We start from the raw sequence: 16533 nt of genomic DNA on the forward strand, positions 1-16533 counted from the left end.
CGTAAAGACGCTTTTGACCAGCCCTTACACGGCGCCGCGACGCCGGCGCTACAGTCCCGGCATGGCGGATCCCCCTCAGATCCTGGTCATCGACGACGACGCCGAGCTCTGCGAGCTCCTGGCCGAGCTCCTCGGCCAGGAGGGGTACGCGGTCGAGAGCGCGCGCGACGCGATCACGGGGCTCGCGCGCGCGCAGGAGAAGCCGTTCACGCTGGTGGTGCTCGACGTGATGCTGCCCGGGCTCAACGGCTTCGAGGTCCTCACGCGGCTCCGGCAGACCTCCCGGGTCCCGGTCCTGATGCTCACGGCGCGGGGGGAGGACGTGGACCGCATCGTGGGCCTCGAGATGGGCGCCGACGACTACCTGCCGAAGCCGTTCAACCCGCGCGAGCTCGTGGCCCGCGTGCGGGCGCTCCACCGGCGCGCGGCGCCGCCGGCGGGGGCCGGCGCGGCGGACGCCCAGCAGGCGCTCTCGGTCGACGATCTCGAGGTCTTCCCCGCCGCGCGGCGCGTCCGCGTCCGCGGCGAGGAGGTCAAGCTCACGACGGCCGAGTACGACCTGCTCGAGGTGCTGGTGCGGCAGGCGGGCACGGTGGTCTCGCGCGAGGAGCTCGCGCGGCGCGTGCTCGGGCGAAGGCTCGCGGCGTACGACCGCGGCATCGACATGCACGTCTCGAACCTCCGGCGCAAGCTCGGCCCGGGTCCGGGCGGCGGCGAGCGCATCAAGACGGTCCGCAACGCGGGGTACATCCTCGCCCGGGAGCGGGCGTGAAGAGCCTCTTCCTGCGCTTGCTCGTCTCGCTGTGGCTCGCGATGGCGCTGCTCGTCGGCCTGTTCGCGGTGATCCACGGCTGGGCGTTCGCGTCGGAGCCGGGCGCGCTGCGCCGCCGCCTGGGCACGCGGACGCTCGAGCTCCGCGCCGAGCGCGCGATCCTCTGCGCGCGGGACGGCCTCTCCGGGTGCGAGCAGGCGCTCGCGCCGCTCGACGTGCGGGATCAGCGCGTGGCGGTCTACCGGGACGGCGAGCTCGCGATGGGCGAGCCGATCGAGGGCGCCCTCGACGCGGCGGAGCGGGCGCGGAGCGCGGCGGACCGCATCGCCGTCGAGGTCGTGGCCGACCGGGAGGTCACGGCGGTCGTCCTGCGCCGCGACCCGTCGCTGGTCGCGGTCGGGACGAGCCCGGTCCGGTCGCCGTGGGTGTTCTTCATCATGCCGGACACGTTGCCGCAGCGGCTGATCGCGATCGTCGGCGTGACCGGCCTCGTCGCGGTGCTGCTCGCGCGTTACCTGTCGCGGCCGATCCGGGTGCTGCGCGGCGCGACGCAGCGGATGGCGGCGGGCGACCTGTCGGTGCGGGTGTCGCAGCGGCTCACGGGGGCCGACGGCGAGACGCTCGCGCTCGGGCGCGACATGGACCGGATGGCCGAGCGCATCGAGGAGCTGCTCGAGACGCAGCGCCGGCTGCTCCGCGACGTCTCGCACGAGCTCCGGTCGCCGCTCGCGCGCCTCAACATCGCGCTGGAGCTCGTGCGCCGGCGCTCGCCGCCGGACGTGGAGCCGGCGTTCGACCGGATCGAGCGGGAGACGGATCGGCTGAACGGGATGATCGGCGAGCTGCTCACCCTGAGCCGGCTGGAGTCCGGCCGGGGCATGGAGCGCACGGAGCGGGTCGACCTCACGGCCCTGGTGGAGCAGATCGTCGAGGACGCCGCGTTCGAGGCCGAGCAGCAGGGCTGCTCGGTGGAGCTCGGCGCGCGCGACGCCTGCGCGCTGGACGGGAACGAGGAGCTGCTCCGCCGCGCCATCGAGAACGTGCTGCGCAACGCCGTGCGCTTCACCGAGCCGGGCACCGCGGTCCGCGTGGACCTCGAGTGCCGAGGCGGCCTCGCCGAGCTGCGCGTGCGCGACCGCGGGCCGGGCGTCCCGGAGGGGGCGCTCGCGGACATCTTCAAGCCGTTCTACCGGGTCGACGACCACCGCGCGCGCGGCGCGGGCGGCACGGGGATCGGGCTCGCGATCACGCAGCGGGCGGTGCTGCTGCACGGCGGCGAGGTCGAGGCGAGAAACGCGGAGGGGGGCGGGCTGCTGGTGACGCTGCGGCTGCCGGGCGGCGCGGAGGGTTGAGGGTCTTTCCGGAGCTCCGGCGGGAGCCTCGGTCGGATCCGGGGTCGTACGCTCGTCCGGTCCGCCGGCGCTGGGTTATATAGCCCGTGACGCGCGCGGCGCGCGGCAGGCGGCGACGACCATGATCCAGCAGGTCTCCTTCACCAACTTCAAGTCCCTGCGCAGGGTGGACGTTCACCTCGGGCGTTTCATGGTCATCGTCGGGCCGAACGGCTCCGGAAAGACGAGCCTCCTCGACGGCCTGCACTACCTCGCGCAGGCGACCCGAAGGCCGCTTGCGCGGATCATGCAAGGCGTATATGCGCCTCCCAACCTGAAGAGCCGGCGCAGCTCGGGGCCCATGAGGCTCGCGGCCACCGGCACCTTCCATGATGTGACCGCGCAGGTAGAGATCGCCGTCGACTGCGAGGACGACACGAACGGCAGCTCCGGCTGGCGCGGCATCGTCGGGCGACGCTGGGGTGATGCCTTCGAGAAGACCTCCGACACAAAGGAGGGAGTGCGGGTGCTCGGCGAGCCGGGCCCCCTGAGGCCGGAGTCACAACAACCACCACGTCAACAAGGCGCGTCGCAGGCTCACGTCCGCCGCGAAATGGCGGAGCTCGCCAGAGAGCTCGGCTCGGCGCGCAAGCTGCGGCTGGACGTCGCGACGCTCGCAGAGCCTTCATACAGCGAGGAGGAGACGCCCCGCCTTGAGCCGGACGGTGGCGGGCTCGCGTCGGTCCTGGCAGACGCCGCGGGGCGCACCCCGGAGGTATTTCAGTCGATCCAGGAGGCTGCGCGCAACGTCATCCCGACCCTGGAGCGGATCCGCACGCGCCGCGCAAAGGTCCAGAGAGTCGAGCACCAAGAGGTCCGCATCGGGGACGACGAGCCGATCCAGCACGCCGTGGATCGCTCCTACTGGGGCCAACAGCTCTTGCTCGACTTTATGGGTGCTCCGGACGTCCCCGCACCACTCGCGAGCGAGGGCACCCTGCTCGTCATCGGCCTGCTGACAGCGTTGTGGATGGAGCCAAGACCCCGATTGCTGCTCCTCGACGATATCGACAAGGCGCTTCACCCACGCGCGCAGGAGGACCTGATCGCGCAGATCCGGAAGGTCCTGGAGATGGTCCCTGATCTCCAGATCATCGCCACCAGCCACTCGCCTTACCTGCTGGATCATTTCGATGCGCAGGACGTCCTCCTCACCGCGCTCTTGCCCGACGGCTCCACGGCCTGCGCCCGGCTGGCCGACCACCCCGATTTCGACCGGTGGAAGAGCACGACGCGCTCCGGCGAGCTCTGGAGCTTCGTCGGCGAGGACTGGGTCGCGAAGCAGGCGATCGCTCCGCTGGAGCGAGGATGAGCGCGGCGCCGCTCCGCATCGGGGTGATCGTCGAAGGGCCCGATGACGCGAGGACGGTCCCTGGTCTCGTCGACCGGGTCCTCCTCGACGCGGTGCCCGCCCTGGCGGGCAAACTCGACGAGGCGCGAACGTTCCGTGGAATCGACGCGAGCGCGCCGTTCGTCACGTGGAGCGCGGTCGACGAGGAGGTCCGCCGGCACCCCGTGCCGCGGAGGCATGGACATTTCGGCGGAAGGCCGGCCATCGAGGACGCGCGCACAGCCGTGCTCGCGCTCCGCTGCTTCGTCGCGCAGGAGCCGCAGCCGGCCGCCGTGCTGATGGTGCGCGACAGCGACGGCAAACCACAGGAGCGCAGGCGAGGGCTGGAGCAGGCGCGAGAGGATTTCCCCTGGCCCTTCCAGGTGCTGCTCGGCGTGGCTCATCCGATGCGAGAGTGCTGGGTGCTCGCCGGCTTCATCCCGCAGACCAAGGAGGAAACGGCGTCGCTTGCCGACCTCCGGAGGGAGCTCGGGTTCGATCCATCCGCCCGCTCGGACGAGCTCGACGCGTCGAGCAAGACGGCGAAGAGGAGCCCGAAGCGTGTTCTCGGCATCTTGCTCCGCGGCGATGGCGAGCGCGAGGCGCGATGCTGGACGGCGACGGATCTTGGTCATCTGCGCGGGCGAGGAAAAGACAACGGTCTCGCCGCGTTCCTGGGTGAGGTCGAGGCTCGCCTCGCGCCGCTCTTCTCGGACCGACCCCCTCGCTGAGAGCGAGGATGAGGATTACAGACGATAACCTCGCAGCGGGCCCTGAGCTGGGATTGAATGCCGAGAGGACATCCGATGAAGCCCCTCGCCGCGGCCCTCCTCCTCACCCTCGGCTCCAGCGGCTGCGCCGGCCACGGCGACGAGCCCGCGCCCGCCAGCGCGCTGCGGCAGCGCTTTCCGGATCACGCGGCGCTGGTGCTCGAGCAAGACCAGGCGTTCGTCGTCGCCGGAGGCGGTTTTGCGCCGGCCGCGTCGATCGCGTCGGCCGCGCGCGGCGGCTGGGCCGGCGTCGACGTCGCCCTGCCCCGCGACGGCCGGGAGCCGGTGCGCCTGCGCGGCCTCGGCGGCGTCGAGGTGCGGGTGCGCGAGCTCGGCGCCCTCGGCGAGGGCGCGCTCGCGGGACGGGCCGTGGCGTACCCGCGGCAGGGCGGCACGTCGTTCTGGACCGCGGTGCCGGGCGGCGCGGAGGAGTGGCTGCACCTCGAGGCGGGCGCGGTCCGCGCCGGCGAGCCGGCAGCGGCGTGGGAGGTCGAGGGAGCGATCGTGCGGCAGCGCGACCACGGCGTCGAGGTGGTCGACGCGGCCGGCGTGGTGCGGCTCTCGGTGACGGCCCCCAGGGCGTACGCGGCCGGCGGGCGGCCGATCGCCGCGCGGCTCGCCGGGAGCGGGGCGCGGATCGAGCTCCACGTGGACGCGGCCGGGGAGGCGGTGCTGATCGATCCGCTGTGGTTGAGCACGCCGTCGATGCGGGTCGGCCGCGCCGCCCACACCATGACGATGCTCGACAGCGGCAAGGTGCTCGTGGCGGGCGGCTTCGGCAACACCTCCCCCAACAACCTGGCGCACACCGAGCTGTACGACCCGGCCGCGAGCTCCTGGTCCGAGGCCGCCCCGTTGAGCACCGGCCGCGCGTTCCACACCGCGACGCTGCTCGACAGCGGCCGCGTGCTCGTGGCGGGCGGCGACATGCGCGAGGTCCACCCGCCGCGGGCCGCGGCGCTGTACGACCCGGCCACGAACTCCTGGTCGGACGCCGGCGAGATCGGCGCCCTCCGCGCAAGGCACACCGCGGCGCTGCTCGACGACGGCCGCGTGCTCGTGGCGGGCGGCGAGGACGACGAGGACCACGCGCTGCCGACCGCGGAGCTGTACGACCCGGCCACGGACACCTGGTCGCCGGCCGCCCCGATGAGCCAGGCCCGCCTGGAGCACGCCATGATCCGGCTCGAGAGCGGCGAGGTGCTCGTGGCGGGCGGCCTGGATGAACGCGGCGCCGCGCTGGACACGGCGGAGCTGTACGATCCGGCCAAGGATGCCTGGTCGAACACCGCACCGATGAGGCAGGCCCGCGCGGCCCACACCATGACGCTGCTCGGGAGCGGCAGGGTGCTCGCGGCGGGCGGCCAAGGCACGGTCGACTCGACGGTCGCGGAGCTGTACGAACCCGAGACGAGGACCTGGCGCGTCGACAGCGAGATGATCCAGGCCCGCTCGAACCACACCGCGACGCTGCTCGGGAGCGGCCAGGTGCTCGTGGCGGGCGGCGCCCACTTGCTCCTGGGTCGCCTCGCGAGCGCGGAGCTGTACGACCCCGAGACGAGGACCTGGTCGCCGACCGAGCCGATGAGCACGAGCCGCGCAGGTCACACCGCGGCGCTGCTCCGGAGCGGCCGGGTGCTCGTGGCGGGCGGCGCCAGCGCGCCCTTCGGCTACGTGGCGCGCGCGGAGCTGTACCTGGAGCCCCTCGGCAGCGCCTGCGCCGCGGGGGACAGCTGCGCGAGCGGCTTCTGCGCCGACGGCGTCTGCTGCGACGCCGCCTGCGACGCCGGCCCCTGCGACGCCTGCTCGCGCGCGGCCGGCGCCGCGGCCGACGGCGCCTGCGCCCCGCTCACCGGCCCCGCCTGCGACGACGACAACCCCTGCACCGACGCCGACGCCTGCCGCGACGGCGCCTGCGCCGGCGCCCCGCTCACCGGCCCCGCCTGCGACGACGACAACCCCTGCACCGACGCCGACGCCTGCCGCGACGGCGCCTGCGCCGGCGCCCCGCTCACCGGCCCCGCCTGCGACGACGACAACCCCTGCACCGACGCCGACGCCTGCCGCGACGGCGCCTGCGCCGGCGCCCCGCTCACCGGCCCCGCCTGCGACGACGGCGACGCTTGCACCCGGACCGATCTCTGCCAGGCCGGCGCCTGCCTCGGCGCCGACCCGGTGATCTGCGCGGCGCCGGGCCCGTGCCAGACCGCGGGGCAGTGCGACCCGTCGACGGGCGCGTGCGTGAGCGGATCGGTGGACTTCGGCACGCCGTGCGACGACGGCGACGCCTGCACCCGCCAGGACTGGTGCGACGACGGCGTCTGCGTGGGCGGCGACCTCCTGGGTTGCCCGGCGCCGGACCCGTGCCACGAGCGCGGCACCTGCGATCCAGCCAGCGGCGCCTGCTCCGCCCCGGCGCCGAAGGCCGACGGGGCGGCGTGCGACGACGGCAACACCTGCACCCGGACCGACACCTGCCAGGCCGGCGCCTGCGTGGGCGCGGATCCCGTGGTCTGTGAGGCGATGGACGATTGCCACGCCCCGGGCGTCTGCAATCCCGAGACGCGCCAGTGCTCCACCCCGACCAAGCCGGACGGCGCGCCCTGCCAGGGCGGCGCTTGCTTCGGCGGCGCTTGTTTCAAGGGGAGCTCGCCGGGCGGGAGCACGGGCGCCGAAGGCGGCGGCGGAGACCCGAGCGGCGGCGACAGCGCGCGCGACGAGCCCGGATCCGGGTGCAGCGTGGGGCCGAGCCCGACCCCGGCGCCGGTGATGCCGTGGGTTATGCTCGGCTTCCTGCGCTGGCTCCACCGACGCACAAGGGAGCACGTTGGACGAGGGGCGCGGACTCGCTGCGGCGTAGGCTCACCGCGAGACCATCTCGGGATGTTTCGCGGCAGCGGCCGCGATGTTTCTCGACACGTGGTGACTCCATGAGGCGTGCAAGGAGCGAACGCCCCATGTAAAAGAGGAGGAACGTGACAAATTCATTGGCACCTTCCTGGAGCTGGGCCGGGCCGCTCGCGATATCCTTTGCGCTGCTCGCAGCATGCGGCGATTCCTCGGCGGAGCCCCAGCCGAGCGGCGGCGGCGGCGGCGCTGGCGGGGCGGGCGGCCGCGCCAGCACCGGCGGACCTGACGGAGCCGGCGCGTCCGGCGGTCTGGGCGGCGCGGGCGGCGCGGGCGGCGGCACCGGCGGATCCGGCGGCGAGCCGCCCCCGGCCATGGATCCCGCAGAGCCGCTCTTCGCAGGAACGGACATCCCGCGGTTCGAGATCACGTTATCGCGGGGGTCGATCGCTCAGCTCAACGCCGATCCCTACGAGTACGTCCCCGGCGAGCTCAAGGTGACGCTCGCCGGCGAGGAGATCGCGCTCTCCACGGTCGGCGTGCGGCTCAAGGGCGAGCGCGGCTCGTTCCGGACCCTGGACGAGAAGGCTGCCTTCTTGTTGAAATTCGATGAGTTCACCGACGATCAGACCCTGCTCGGCCTGGAGAAGCTCGCGCTCAACAACATGGTCCAGGACCGGAGCATGCTCCACGAGCGCCTCGCCTACACGCTGTTCCGCGCGATGGACGTGCCCGCGTCGCGCGCGGCCCACGCGACGGTCTGGGTGAACGGCTCGCTCTACGGCCTGTATACGGCCGTGGAGGCCGCGGACAACCCTCGCTTCCTGGATCGATGGTTCGGCGACCACGAAGGCAATCTCTACGAGGGGGCTTACGGGAGCGATCTCGACGCCTCGCTCATCGAGACCTTCGATCAGGACAACGGCGACGATGTCGGCTTCGCCGACCTCTACGAGCTCGCGGACGCGCTCGACGGCGTGACGAGCCCGGACGCGTTCCTCGACGAGGCGTCGCAGCGCATCGACATGGATCGTTACCTCGCGTTCGCGGCCACCGAGACGTTCCTCGGCCACTGGGACGGTTATGCTTGGTATCGCAACAACTACTTCATCGCGCGGCGCCCGGACGACGGCCGCTGGACCTTCCTGCCGTGGGGCCTCGACCAGACCTTCGAGGACGATCTCTACCCCTTCGGCGGCGAGGGGCGCCTCCAGCAGATGTGCACCGCCTCGCCGCCGTGCCGGCAGGCGCTCGCGCAGGCGTTCGAGCGCGTGCTCGAGCGCGTGTCGGAGCTCGACCTGGCGAGCGACGCCGAGGCGCTGCGCGCCTCGATCTGGGCCGACGTGCTCGAGGACCCGCACCGGGACGTCGGCCCCGATGTCGTCGGCGCATACATCGACGCCACCATCGCTTTCCTGAACGACCGCCCCGCCAGCCTGCGGACGTCGCTCGCCTGCGTGGACCCGTCGGCGGTCGACGTGGACGGCGACCTCTCGCCCGGCTGCGAGGAAGAGGGCGACTGCAACGACGACGATCCGTCGGTGTACCCGGGCGCCCCCGAGCTGTGTGATTTCGTCGACAACGACTGCGACGGGAGGGTCGACGACGATCCGTCGTGCCCGCAATGTGTCCCGCAGCCGCATCCGGACGGCGGCTCCCTGGCGTTCTGCTTCGCGGCGGCGACATGGGAGGACGCCGAGCTCGACTGCGTGGCGCAGGGCGGACACCTCGTGTCGATCCACGACTCCGCGGAGCAGACGCTCGTCTTCTCGGCCGCCAGCGCGGTCCAGGAGGACAGCTGGTGGATCGGGCTCACCGACGCGGCGTCCGAGGGGGACTTCGTGTGGGCCGACGGCACGCCGTACGAGTACGAGGGCTGGGCCGGCGGCGAGCCGAACAACGCCGGCGACGGCGAGCACTGCGCGCAGATGGCGAGCTGGGCCGACGGCCACTGGAACGACATGCCTTGTGAGTACGCGCTGCCTTACGTCTGCAGGCTCCCGTAACATACGAGTCGTTCCGGCGGAGCTGCACAGGAGCTTCGCGAAGCTGCTCTTCTCCACGTGCGCCTCGCGGCCGCGGCTCCGGCGCGTCTCTGGGCATGTCTCTGCTAGCCTCACGGGGCGTGACGCGGTAGGAGGGCGCCATGCTCCAGCACAACAGCTACTTCAACGGCAACGTCCAGAGCGTCGGCTTCGAGCGCAACGGGCGCCGGCAGACGGTGGGCGTCATCGACGCCGGCGAGTTCCACTTCTCGACCGAGGCGCCCGAGCGGATGACCGTGGTGACAGGCGAGCTCACGATCCGCCTCGACGGCGCCCAGGAGTGGCGCGTGTACCCGGCGGGGACCTCGTTCGAGGTGCCGGGCAAGAGCGGCTTCGACGTCAGGGCCTCTCGGCCGGCCGGGTACCTCTGCGAGTCCCTCTGAGCGCCCCGGCGGCGCCCGGCGCTCCTCCGGCGGTGGCGCCCGGCGCCGCTGCAGCCGGCGCCGCTGCGCCCGGCGCCGCGTCGCTCCCGGGGCGCGCCCCGGCGCACGAGGCCGGCCGGCTCAGCCCTCCACGCGGGTGAACGTGTACCACCACCCCGTCGCCAGCGCGACGAGCAGCAGGAAACGCAGGATCTGGAACGGCAGCCCGAAGGTGCTCGGGCGGGCGCCGGGGATCTCCATGAGCCGGTCGCACACGACCACGTTCCCGATCCTGCCCAGGTGGGCGAAGATCTCGCGCACCTGACCGGCGCGGCGCGCGTCCGTGAGCGCGCCCAGGAGCGCCGGGCTCATCTTCACCGGCAGGACGTGGCCGCCGACGGCGAGCTTCGCGCCGCGCGGCCCGTCGACCACCTCGGCGCGCACGAAGCCGCGGACCTCGCCGCGCATCGCCGCGTCGACGGGCACGAGCGGCGGCGGATCGCGCGGCCGATCGAGGCCGGGGATGAGGCGCAGGCACACCCCCCGCCCGCCCACGCCGAGCATGCCCGCGAACCAGGCGACGCCGCCGCCGACCTGGCCCACGCCGAGCACCGAGAACGAGACCTGGCCGATCGCGACCACGCCCACCGCGATCTGCCCGATCGCGATGAACCCGCGCGCGAACTGGCCGAACGCCAGGATGCCGTGCGCGAACTGCCCCACGCTGAGGACGCCGAGCTCGGACGGGTCGGTCGAGACGAGCTTCACCTCCGCGAGCGTACCACGCTGCGCGCCCGCGCCGGCGCGCCATCCGGCCGAGCCGCCCCCCGGAAAGGGCGCCACGGCGCGCGCGGCCCGCAGTAGGATGGCCGTTCATGGCAAGCGTGGCGCCGGCGTGGAGCGGGATGTCGCCCGGAGGGGTGCAGGTGTGCGGCGGGTGCGGCGTGGTCGCCCCGACGCGGGGCGCGACGTGCGCGGTGTGCCGCCGGCCGCTCGCCACCTCCCGCGCCGCCGCGCCCCGCTCCGGGGACGTCACCTGGGTGGCGCTGCGCTGCGCGATCACGTGCCGCGCCTGCGGCTTCCTCTCGCCGCTCGCGGGCATCGAGCTCGACCAGGGCGTCGACTGCGCGCAGTGCGGCTCGTTCCAGCGGTTCGACAAGGGCGACTGGGGCGGGGCGCTCTCGTTCGCGCACGCCGTCGGCGACCTCGCCGGCCCCGAGCCCGAGGGCCGCTTCCCGAGCGCCGACGTGTGGATCGGCGACCAGAACCCGCACCGCGCGGTCGGCGAGACGTTGACCTTCGCCGAGGACGACGCCGGCGCGATGCACGTCCAGGCGGCGCCCGGCCACCCCGTGTGCCCGCGCTGCGCCGCGCTGCTCGAGCTCCACGTCGCGGGCGCGCGGGTCGCCACGCGCTGCCCTCGCTGCGCCGCGACCGCGCAGTACGAGCTGCCCGCCGAGGCGCTGCACTACGCGGGCGCGCTGCGCGCGGTCGTGGCCGCGGAGCAGCGGATCGACCGCGCCGTGGTCCGCGTGCAGCACACCCAGGCCGGCCTGCTGGCGCTCACCTGCCCGCAGTGCGGGGCGGGCGTGCGGCCCACCGACGCGCAGACGGTCGAGTGCGCCTACTGCCGGACGATCGCGTTCTTGCCCGACCGCGCGCGCCCGCGGGCGGGCGATCGCATCGCGGAGCCCATCGTGTTCTGGGTGGCCTTCCAGGGCAGCTCGCCGAAGCGCGCCGCCCTGGAGCAGCCGGCCGCGCCCGCGGGGTCGGCCGGCGCCGCGGCGCTCGGCCTGCTCTCGCGCGGCCTGCGCCCCCTGCCCGGCATCGAGCTCGCGCCCGTGCGGCCCGGCCTCGACGTGCGGCAGCTCGGCCTGACCACGGCGCTGGCGCTGCTCGCGCTCGCCCTCGGGTTCACCCTCCTGGCGCTCGGCGTCGAGGCGCGGCTCTTCTGACCGCCGCGGCTCTTCTGACCGCCGCGGCTCTTCTGACCGCCGCGGCGAACGCGGAGCGCGGCGCGGCGCGGCTGGCCGCGGCGAGCGCCGGTCATCCGGCTTGCCAGTCGTCGCCGTGGAACTGGGGGAATGACACCTTGCACACGCCCGGCGGGATGCCCTGGAGGAGGGCCTTCCCCTTCTCGTCGAGCAGCCCCTCGCGGACCGACTGATCGGGCAGCTCGATGCGGTATTTCTTGAACGGGACGGGCTGCGGCGGGTTCCCGTCGTCCATGAGCTGGATCGAGACCCAGCTCTTGTCCTCCTCGGCCGGGGGCTCGGGTCCGCCGGACCCGGGGACCTCGGGCGTCGTCAGGATGGGCGCCCCGCCGGAGGTGAACGGCGTGCGGTAGGCGTAGAGGCTCCCCTCGGCGAGCGCCTCCCGCAGCCGCGCGCGGAGCCTGCTCGCGTCGAGCCCGGCGCCCGTGGACACGGGGTGCCCGAGCGCCTCGCCGATCTCCGCGAGCATGAGACGGTTCCCGGCGTCGTCGGAGAACCACGACGCCACGAGCCACGCCGCCTCGAGCGCCGGGAGCACGCTGGCCCCCTCGGGCGGCGGCGCATCGAAGCGCCGCGCGATCCACACCTTCTCAGGGAAGCAGCCGAGGTGCCAGCGATGGTGCATCGTGGAGCGAGCTCGTTCCGGATCCCGATCGCACCATGGCGTGCCGGACGCGTCAACGGCGCGGCCGGCGCGAGTCCATGGCGCGGCCGGCGCGGGTCCGTGGTGCGGCCCGCGCGGGTCCGTGGCGCGGCCCGCGCGAGACGGTCAGTGGAGCGCGGCTCTCTGCTCGGAGAGCTCGTGAAGGAGCATCATCCGGAACACGATCATGTCGCACGTGCTGACGAGGCGCGAGAGCGCCGGAGGGAGCACCTCGTCGGGCACGTCGTGGTCCAAGAGCTCGTCGTCCATCACGTCGTCCTCGTCGTCCTCGTCGTCCTCGTCGTCCTCGGGCGGCTCCTCTGCGTCGTCCTCCCCGGCGTGGAGCTCGTCCTTTTCGGGCAGGCGCGCGAACAAGGTCTCGCTCTCGGCGACGCGCTGGAACATCGCCGCGATCCTCGCGCGCTCGCTGCTCGACCCGGCGCTCCCTTCCTCGGGGATCGCGTGGACGTGCCCGTACATCGCGCCGAAGACCCTGCCCCACAGGTGCTGCTCGAGCGGCCTTCTCCGCGGCGCGTCGCGCTCGGCGCGCGCCAGCTCGCACGCGCGCTGGCCGATGGCGACGAGCTCCTCGGGATCCACGTCGAGGTGCCACCCCGCGGCCACGTCGGCCAGGAGCGAGATCGTCCGCCCGTCGAAGCGCGGCGCCTCGGCCGAGGGGGCCCCGTGCGCCTCGCGGAACAGGCGCACCGACTCGGGGTGCGTCGCGATCACCGCGACCATGAGCTCGGTCATGGCCTCCTCGATGAAGGGCGACATGCTCGTGCGGAAGGGGCCGATCGCCTTCTCGATGAGCCTGCCGCCCACCGGGGCGACCGCGCGGTGGCGCGCGACGGCCGCCTCCGCGTCGCTCCGCGGGCCGAGCGGCGCCGCCTCGATGCGGGCGATCAGCGCGCGCCGCATCCGGTCGATGCGCTCGTGCGGCTCGATGCGCCCCGCCAGCGCGCCGCGCGCGCGGAGGTGCTCGCTGTACGCGGCCGAGTCGCGCAGGCGCTCGTTCAGCCCGGCGAGCAGCCACGGCGCGCGGTGCACCCAGAAGCGGCGCGTGCGCTCCGGGTCGAGGGCGCAGCTCCGGAGCGGATCGGCGACCAGCGCGCCGGCCTTTCGCAGGAGGTCGAGCGCCTTGTGTCGGTCCTCCCGGGCGAGCAGCCGCTCGGCGCGGGTGAGCGGGACGGCGCGCAGCGCGTGCCGGGGAGCGCCGCCGGAGAGGCCGAGATCCAGCGTGCCCTCCCCGGGCGGCAGGAAGAGCACCGCCTCGAACGGCGAGCCCGTCATGGCGTGAGGCACGAGATCGAGGGGCCGATACGCCGCGGCCGCGCCGGCGAGCGCCTCGACGGCGCAATCGAACGGGGCGAACGGCACGGCCGAGGCGAGCACGATCTCGTGACCGGCCGCGCCCATCGACGCGTACACGACGGGTCGCGCCCCCGTCCAGAACCGCAGCACCACGAACGGAGAGGCCCCGTCGTCCTCCCGCCACACCTCGCGGAAATTGAAGAGCTCCCCGAAGTGCGCGCCGTAAACCTCCCGCGTGACATCCGAGCTCCTCGCCGACGGCATGCGCGCGAGTCTAGCCCGTCGGAACGCTCTTGGGTGCAGCAGACAGCACGCCTCGACACCACGCGACGCGGCGCGAAGGCTCGTGATCTTTTGTGAACCAAACGAGAGAATTTTCTCAGCAAATCAACAATGCAGCAGGACTGCGCCACGGCGGAGGGAACAATGCAGCAGGACTGCTCGTGATCCACACCTACCGCCAGGCGGACGCCGCCGGCGCGTTCAGGACCGAGACCAAGGTCCCCGCGGGCGTGGACAGGCAGGCGGCGGAGGTGGAAGCCCGCATGCAGAAGGTCTGCGAGCATTACTTCGACGACGACCCGGAGCTCGGGCCTGTGGTCCGGCGGCTCAGCCCCGGGACAGGCCACCTCGATCGCGCCAACGATCTCCTCGGCTACGCGGAGATCTACGAGGCGCAGGCCGACGTCATGTCGAAGGATCCGAAGCACTACCGGGCGACCGACGTCGCCGACGCCCGGCGGCTCGCGGGGGAGATCATGTCCGCCCTCGCGCTCGTGATGACGCCGAGGGCGCGCGCGTCGTACGAGCTCCTCCAGCGCGCGTGGACGCTGCTCGTGGCGCTCTATTTCGAGGTGCAGACCGTCGGCCTGTGCCTCCTGCGCTACGACCCGCAGCGGAATGAGCGTTTCCCGTCGCTCTACGCGGCGGGGCGCGCGGGCCGGCCGAGGAGGCGGAAGGACGGCGGCGCGACCGGCGCGGCGGCCGCCTGCAGGCGGCGAGGTCCCTTGCGGCGGCGGCGCGGAGGAGAGAGACGACGGCTGAGCGCCCTGGACGCGCTCTGAAGGGCCTCCGACCTGGTCGGAATGGCCCGAAGACGCCGCACACACCGGAATCCAGCGTGTGCGGCGTCTCCCCCAACCGGGCACTATCCCATCAACGAAGGAAGCTCGCGAGGCAGGCAGCGCCGGCGAGACGGCGCGCTCACGAGGCCAGCAGCGCCGGCGAAGGAGGCCGCGCCCGTGAGGCGCGCGCAGCGCCTCCAGCAGCTGCTGCGCCGCCGTTGCACGGCAGCTGCGGCACCGCGGGTGCAACTCCACCGAAAGGCACGTCGGCTCTGGCTCGATCCGGCGCTGGCGCAGGCGGCATCGAGCGCTGGAAGGACAGCGATCCATCCGTCGCCGTCGCAGGCCAGACCGCGGTGAGGCGCGAGAGAAGAGGTGGAGCATGATCATCCAGGGTGTCCGTATCGCGAGACCGGAGCAGGGAGAACACGAGACCGACGTCATGGAGGCACCCCGAAGCCTCCGGGGGATCTCTGCCTGCAGTGAAATCAACATCCCCAATTACATGCTGAATGTAAGGGAGGGAGTCCACGACCGCAACATCGCCAATCTCCTCGGCATAGCGTCCGCGTGGTCGTACTCCGACATCGACACCTTCGCCAGGCTGATACACCGCCGCGGGGTCGCGGAGTACAACGAGACCGTCGGCGTCACCAACGCGAACCCTGCGCTCTTCGTGGACACGACGGCGTACCTGGTCCAGAGCCGCGACAAGAAGCTCGCGATCCTCGTCTTCCGCGGCACCGGGCTGCAGAACACCGTCAACTGGCTGACGGACGCGAGCGCCCGGCCGGATGCCTTCTTCACCGCCGGGCACGTCCATGGCGGCTTCTACCGCGCCGCCCTGGTGCTCTGGCCGACGCTCTCGTCGCTGCTGCTGTCCGCGCTGAAGGGTGAATCGATCTGCAGTGTTGCCAGGCGGGAGAGGGCCGAGGTGAAGGATTGCGTCGGGGCGTCTCGCCCTTGCGGCGAGGCGGAGCAGGCGGACGCCGCGCTCGCGGAAGGAGCGGAGGCGCTGCGCGGTCGCGGCCAGGGTTGCCCATCGGGAGAGGAGGGAGGGATCGAGGCGCTCTACATCACCGGTCACAGCCTGGGCGGCGCCCTCGCGGTCGTCGCCGCGGCGCTGCTCCACGTCGATCCCACGCTGGACGGCCTCCGGCAGAAGCTGCGCGGCGTCTACACGTACGGGCAGCCGATGGTCGGCTTCAGCGATTTCACCGCGCGCTTCGAGGAGGAGTTCGGGAAAAAGCTCTTCCGCCACGTTTACGGCAAGGACATCGTGCCGTGTCTGCCGCCGCGCACGACAGGGCATTTCGTACATTTCGGCAGGGAGTACGGGGCGGGCGACGGGGGCTGGATGTACCGGAGCAAGTCGGTGAGCCAGGTGAGGACGTTCCTCGGCAGCACGCTGGTCGGCGTCCTGGCGTGGACCCAGACGCAGCTCTCCGGGCTGCCTCTCCTCAAGTGGTTGCCCACGCGTTATTCCTGGGGCGATCACTCCCCGCTGAACTACCTGCGCACCTCGCAGGAAGTGCTCGCCGGGTCCGAGTTCAGGTGAACCGGGCGCCGCCCTCCCCTCAGGCGGCGGTCCCCGGGACGCGCAGGCGCGCGTCGAGCACGACATGATCACGCTCGGACGCTGCATGTGTGTTGCTGTGTTAGCTTTCTCGAATTTCTCGACAATCAATGCACATGCCTACGCAGATCCAGAAGCTCGCGAGCAGTGCAAGCGCGAACTGCTTAGATACGGAGCTCGGCTCACTTGCGACACGAGGCGTCCTGGACTTTGAGGGCGCTCCAGACCGCTGGCGACTCATCCCCAAGGACCTATTCTGCCTCCAGTAGGCACGTTCGGGCCGCCGCCGGGGTGCCCATCCTGGGCGCCTGAAGGTGCTTCTACCTGGAGGAGATGAGCCCCTCGCGCTCCAGGAAAGACGATAACAACGAGCATGCGCACGCGCGCGAAGAGGAAAGACGGAGGACGGGAGACGGGCCTCGTGA

The 16533-nt window shown here is 72.7% G+C and carries 13 protein-coding genes; 10 read left to right on the plus strand and 3 right to left on the minus strand.

Features of this window, described 5'->3' with window-relative positions:
* Positions 1 to 61: 61 nt before the first annotated feature.
* The 7 genes from WMF43_RS28305 to WMF43_RS28335 all read left to right on the plus strand — a co-directional run bounded on the left by WMF43_RS28305 (position 62) and on the right by WMF43_RS28335 (position 9538).
* Positions 62 to 772, plus strand: a complete 711-nt coding sequence (locus WMF43_RS28305; protein ID WP_437669239.1) for a response regulator transcription factor — start codon at positions 62 to 64, stop codon at positions 770 to 772.
* On the plus strand, positions 769 to 2124 hold the full coding sequence (locus WMF43_RS28310) for an ATP-binding protein (RefSeq protein WP_437669241.1): 1356 nt from the start codon (positions 769 to 771) through the stop codon (positions 2122 to 2124). Before WMF43_RS28305 ends, WMF43_RS28310 begins: the two co-directional genes overlap by 4 nt.
* Positions 2125 to 2245: 121 nt before the next feature.
* On the plus strand, positions 2246 to 3475 hold the full coding sequence (locus WMF43_RS28315) for an AAA family ATPase (protein ID WP_437669243.1): 1230 nt from the start codon (positions 2246 to 2248) through the stop codon (positions 3473 to 3475).
* Positions 3472 to 4224, plus strand: a complete 753-nt coding sequence (locus tag WMF43_RS28320; RefSeq protein ID WP_437669245.1) for a hypothetical protein — start codon at positions 3472 to 3474, stop codon at positions 4222 to 4224. Before WMF43_RS28315 ends, WMF43_RS28320 begins: the two co-directional genes overlap by 4 nt.
* Before the next feature lie 75 nt (positions 4225 to 4299).
* Positions 4300 to 7197 (plus strand): Kelch repeat-containing protein, encoded by a 2898-nt coding sequence (locus WMF43_RS28325; RefSeq protein ID WP_437669246.1) that lies wholly within the window; start codon positions 4300 to 4302, stop codon positions 7195 to 7197.
* A 41-nt stretch (positions 7198 to 7238) separates the two neighbouring features.
* Positions 7239 to 9116, plus strand: a complete 1878-nt coding sequence (locus WMF43_RS28330; RefSeq protein WP_437669248.1) for a CotH kinase family protein — start codon at positions 7239 to 7241, stop codon at positions 9114 to 9116.
* Between the two features lie 140 nt (positions 9117 to 9256).
* Entirely contained in the window at positions 9257 to 9538 is a 282-nt protein-coding gene (locus WMF43_RS28335) for a pyrimidine/purine nucleoside phosphorylase (protein WP_437669250.1), read from the plus strand.
* Positions 9539 to 9658: 120 nt separating this feature from the next.
* Here the strand turns inward: WMF43_RS28335 and WMF43_RS28340 are convergent, their stop codons facing one another.
* A complete protein-coding gene (locus WMF43_RS28340; RefSeq protein ID WP_437669252.1) occupies positions 9659 to 10285 on the minus strand; it encodes a hypothetical protein in 627 nt (208 codons plus the stop codon).
* A 107-nt stretch (positions 10286 to 10392) separates the two neighbouring features.
* Between WMF43_RS28340 and WMF43_RS28345 the strand changes: the two genes are divergently transcribed.
* Entirely contained in the window at positions 10393 to 11472 is a 1080-nt protein-coding gene (locus tag WMF43_RS28345) for a hypothetical protein (RefSeq protein ID WP_437669254.1), read from the plus strand.
* 91 nt (positions 11473 to 11563) lie between these two features.
* Here the strand turns inward: WMF43_RS28345 and WMF43_RS28350 are convergent, their stop codons facing one another.
* Positions 11564 to 12136, minus strand: coding sequence for a hypothetical protein (locus WMF43_RS28350; protein WP_437669256.1), 573 nt, complete (start codon positions 12134 to 12136; stop codon positions 11564 to 11566).
* Between the two features lie 144 nt (positions 12137 to 12280).
* Complete coding sequence (locus WMF43_RS28355) at positions 12281 to 13732, minus strand: hypothetical protein (RefSeq protein ID WP_437669258.1); 1452 nt, start codon at positions 13730 to 13732, stop codon at positions 12281 to 12283.
* Positions 13733 to 13911: 179 nt separating this feature from the next.
* Here WMF43_RS28355 and WMF43_RS28360 point away from each other — a divergent pair, with 179 nt between their 5' ends.
* Together WMF43_RS28360 and WMF43_RS28365 are read left to right on the plus strand one after the other, a co-directional pair.
* Positions 13912 to 14532 (plus strand): hypothetical protein, encoded by a 621-nt coding sequence (locus tag WMF43_RS28360; protein ID WP_437669259.1) that lies wholly within the window; start codon positions 13912 to 13914, stop codon positions 14530 to 14532.
* A 442-nt stretch (positions 14533 to 14974) separates the two neighbouring features.
* Complete coding sequence (locus WMF43_RS28365; RefSeq protein WP_437669261.1) at positions 14975 to 16090, plus strand: lipase family protein; 1116 nt, start codon at positions 14975 to 14977, stop codon at positions 16088 to 16090.
* The last annotated feature ends 443 nt before the right edge of the window (positions 16091 to 16533 follow it).

Source organism: Sorangium sp. So ce131 (assembly GCF_051519095.1).
In the GTDB taxonomy this organism is placed as follows: Bacteria; Myxococcota_A; Polyangia; order Polyangiales; family Polyangiaceae; genus Sorangium.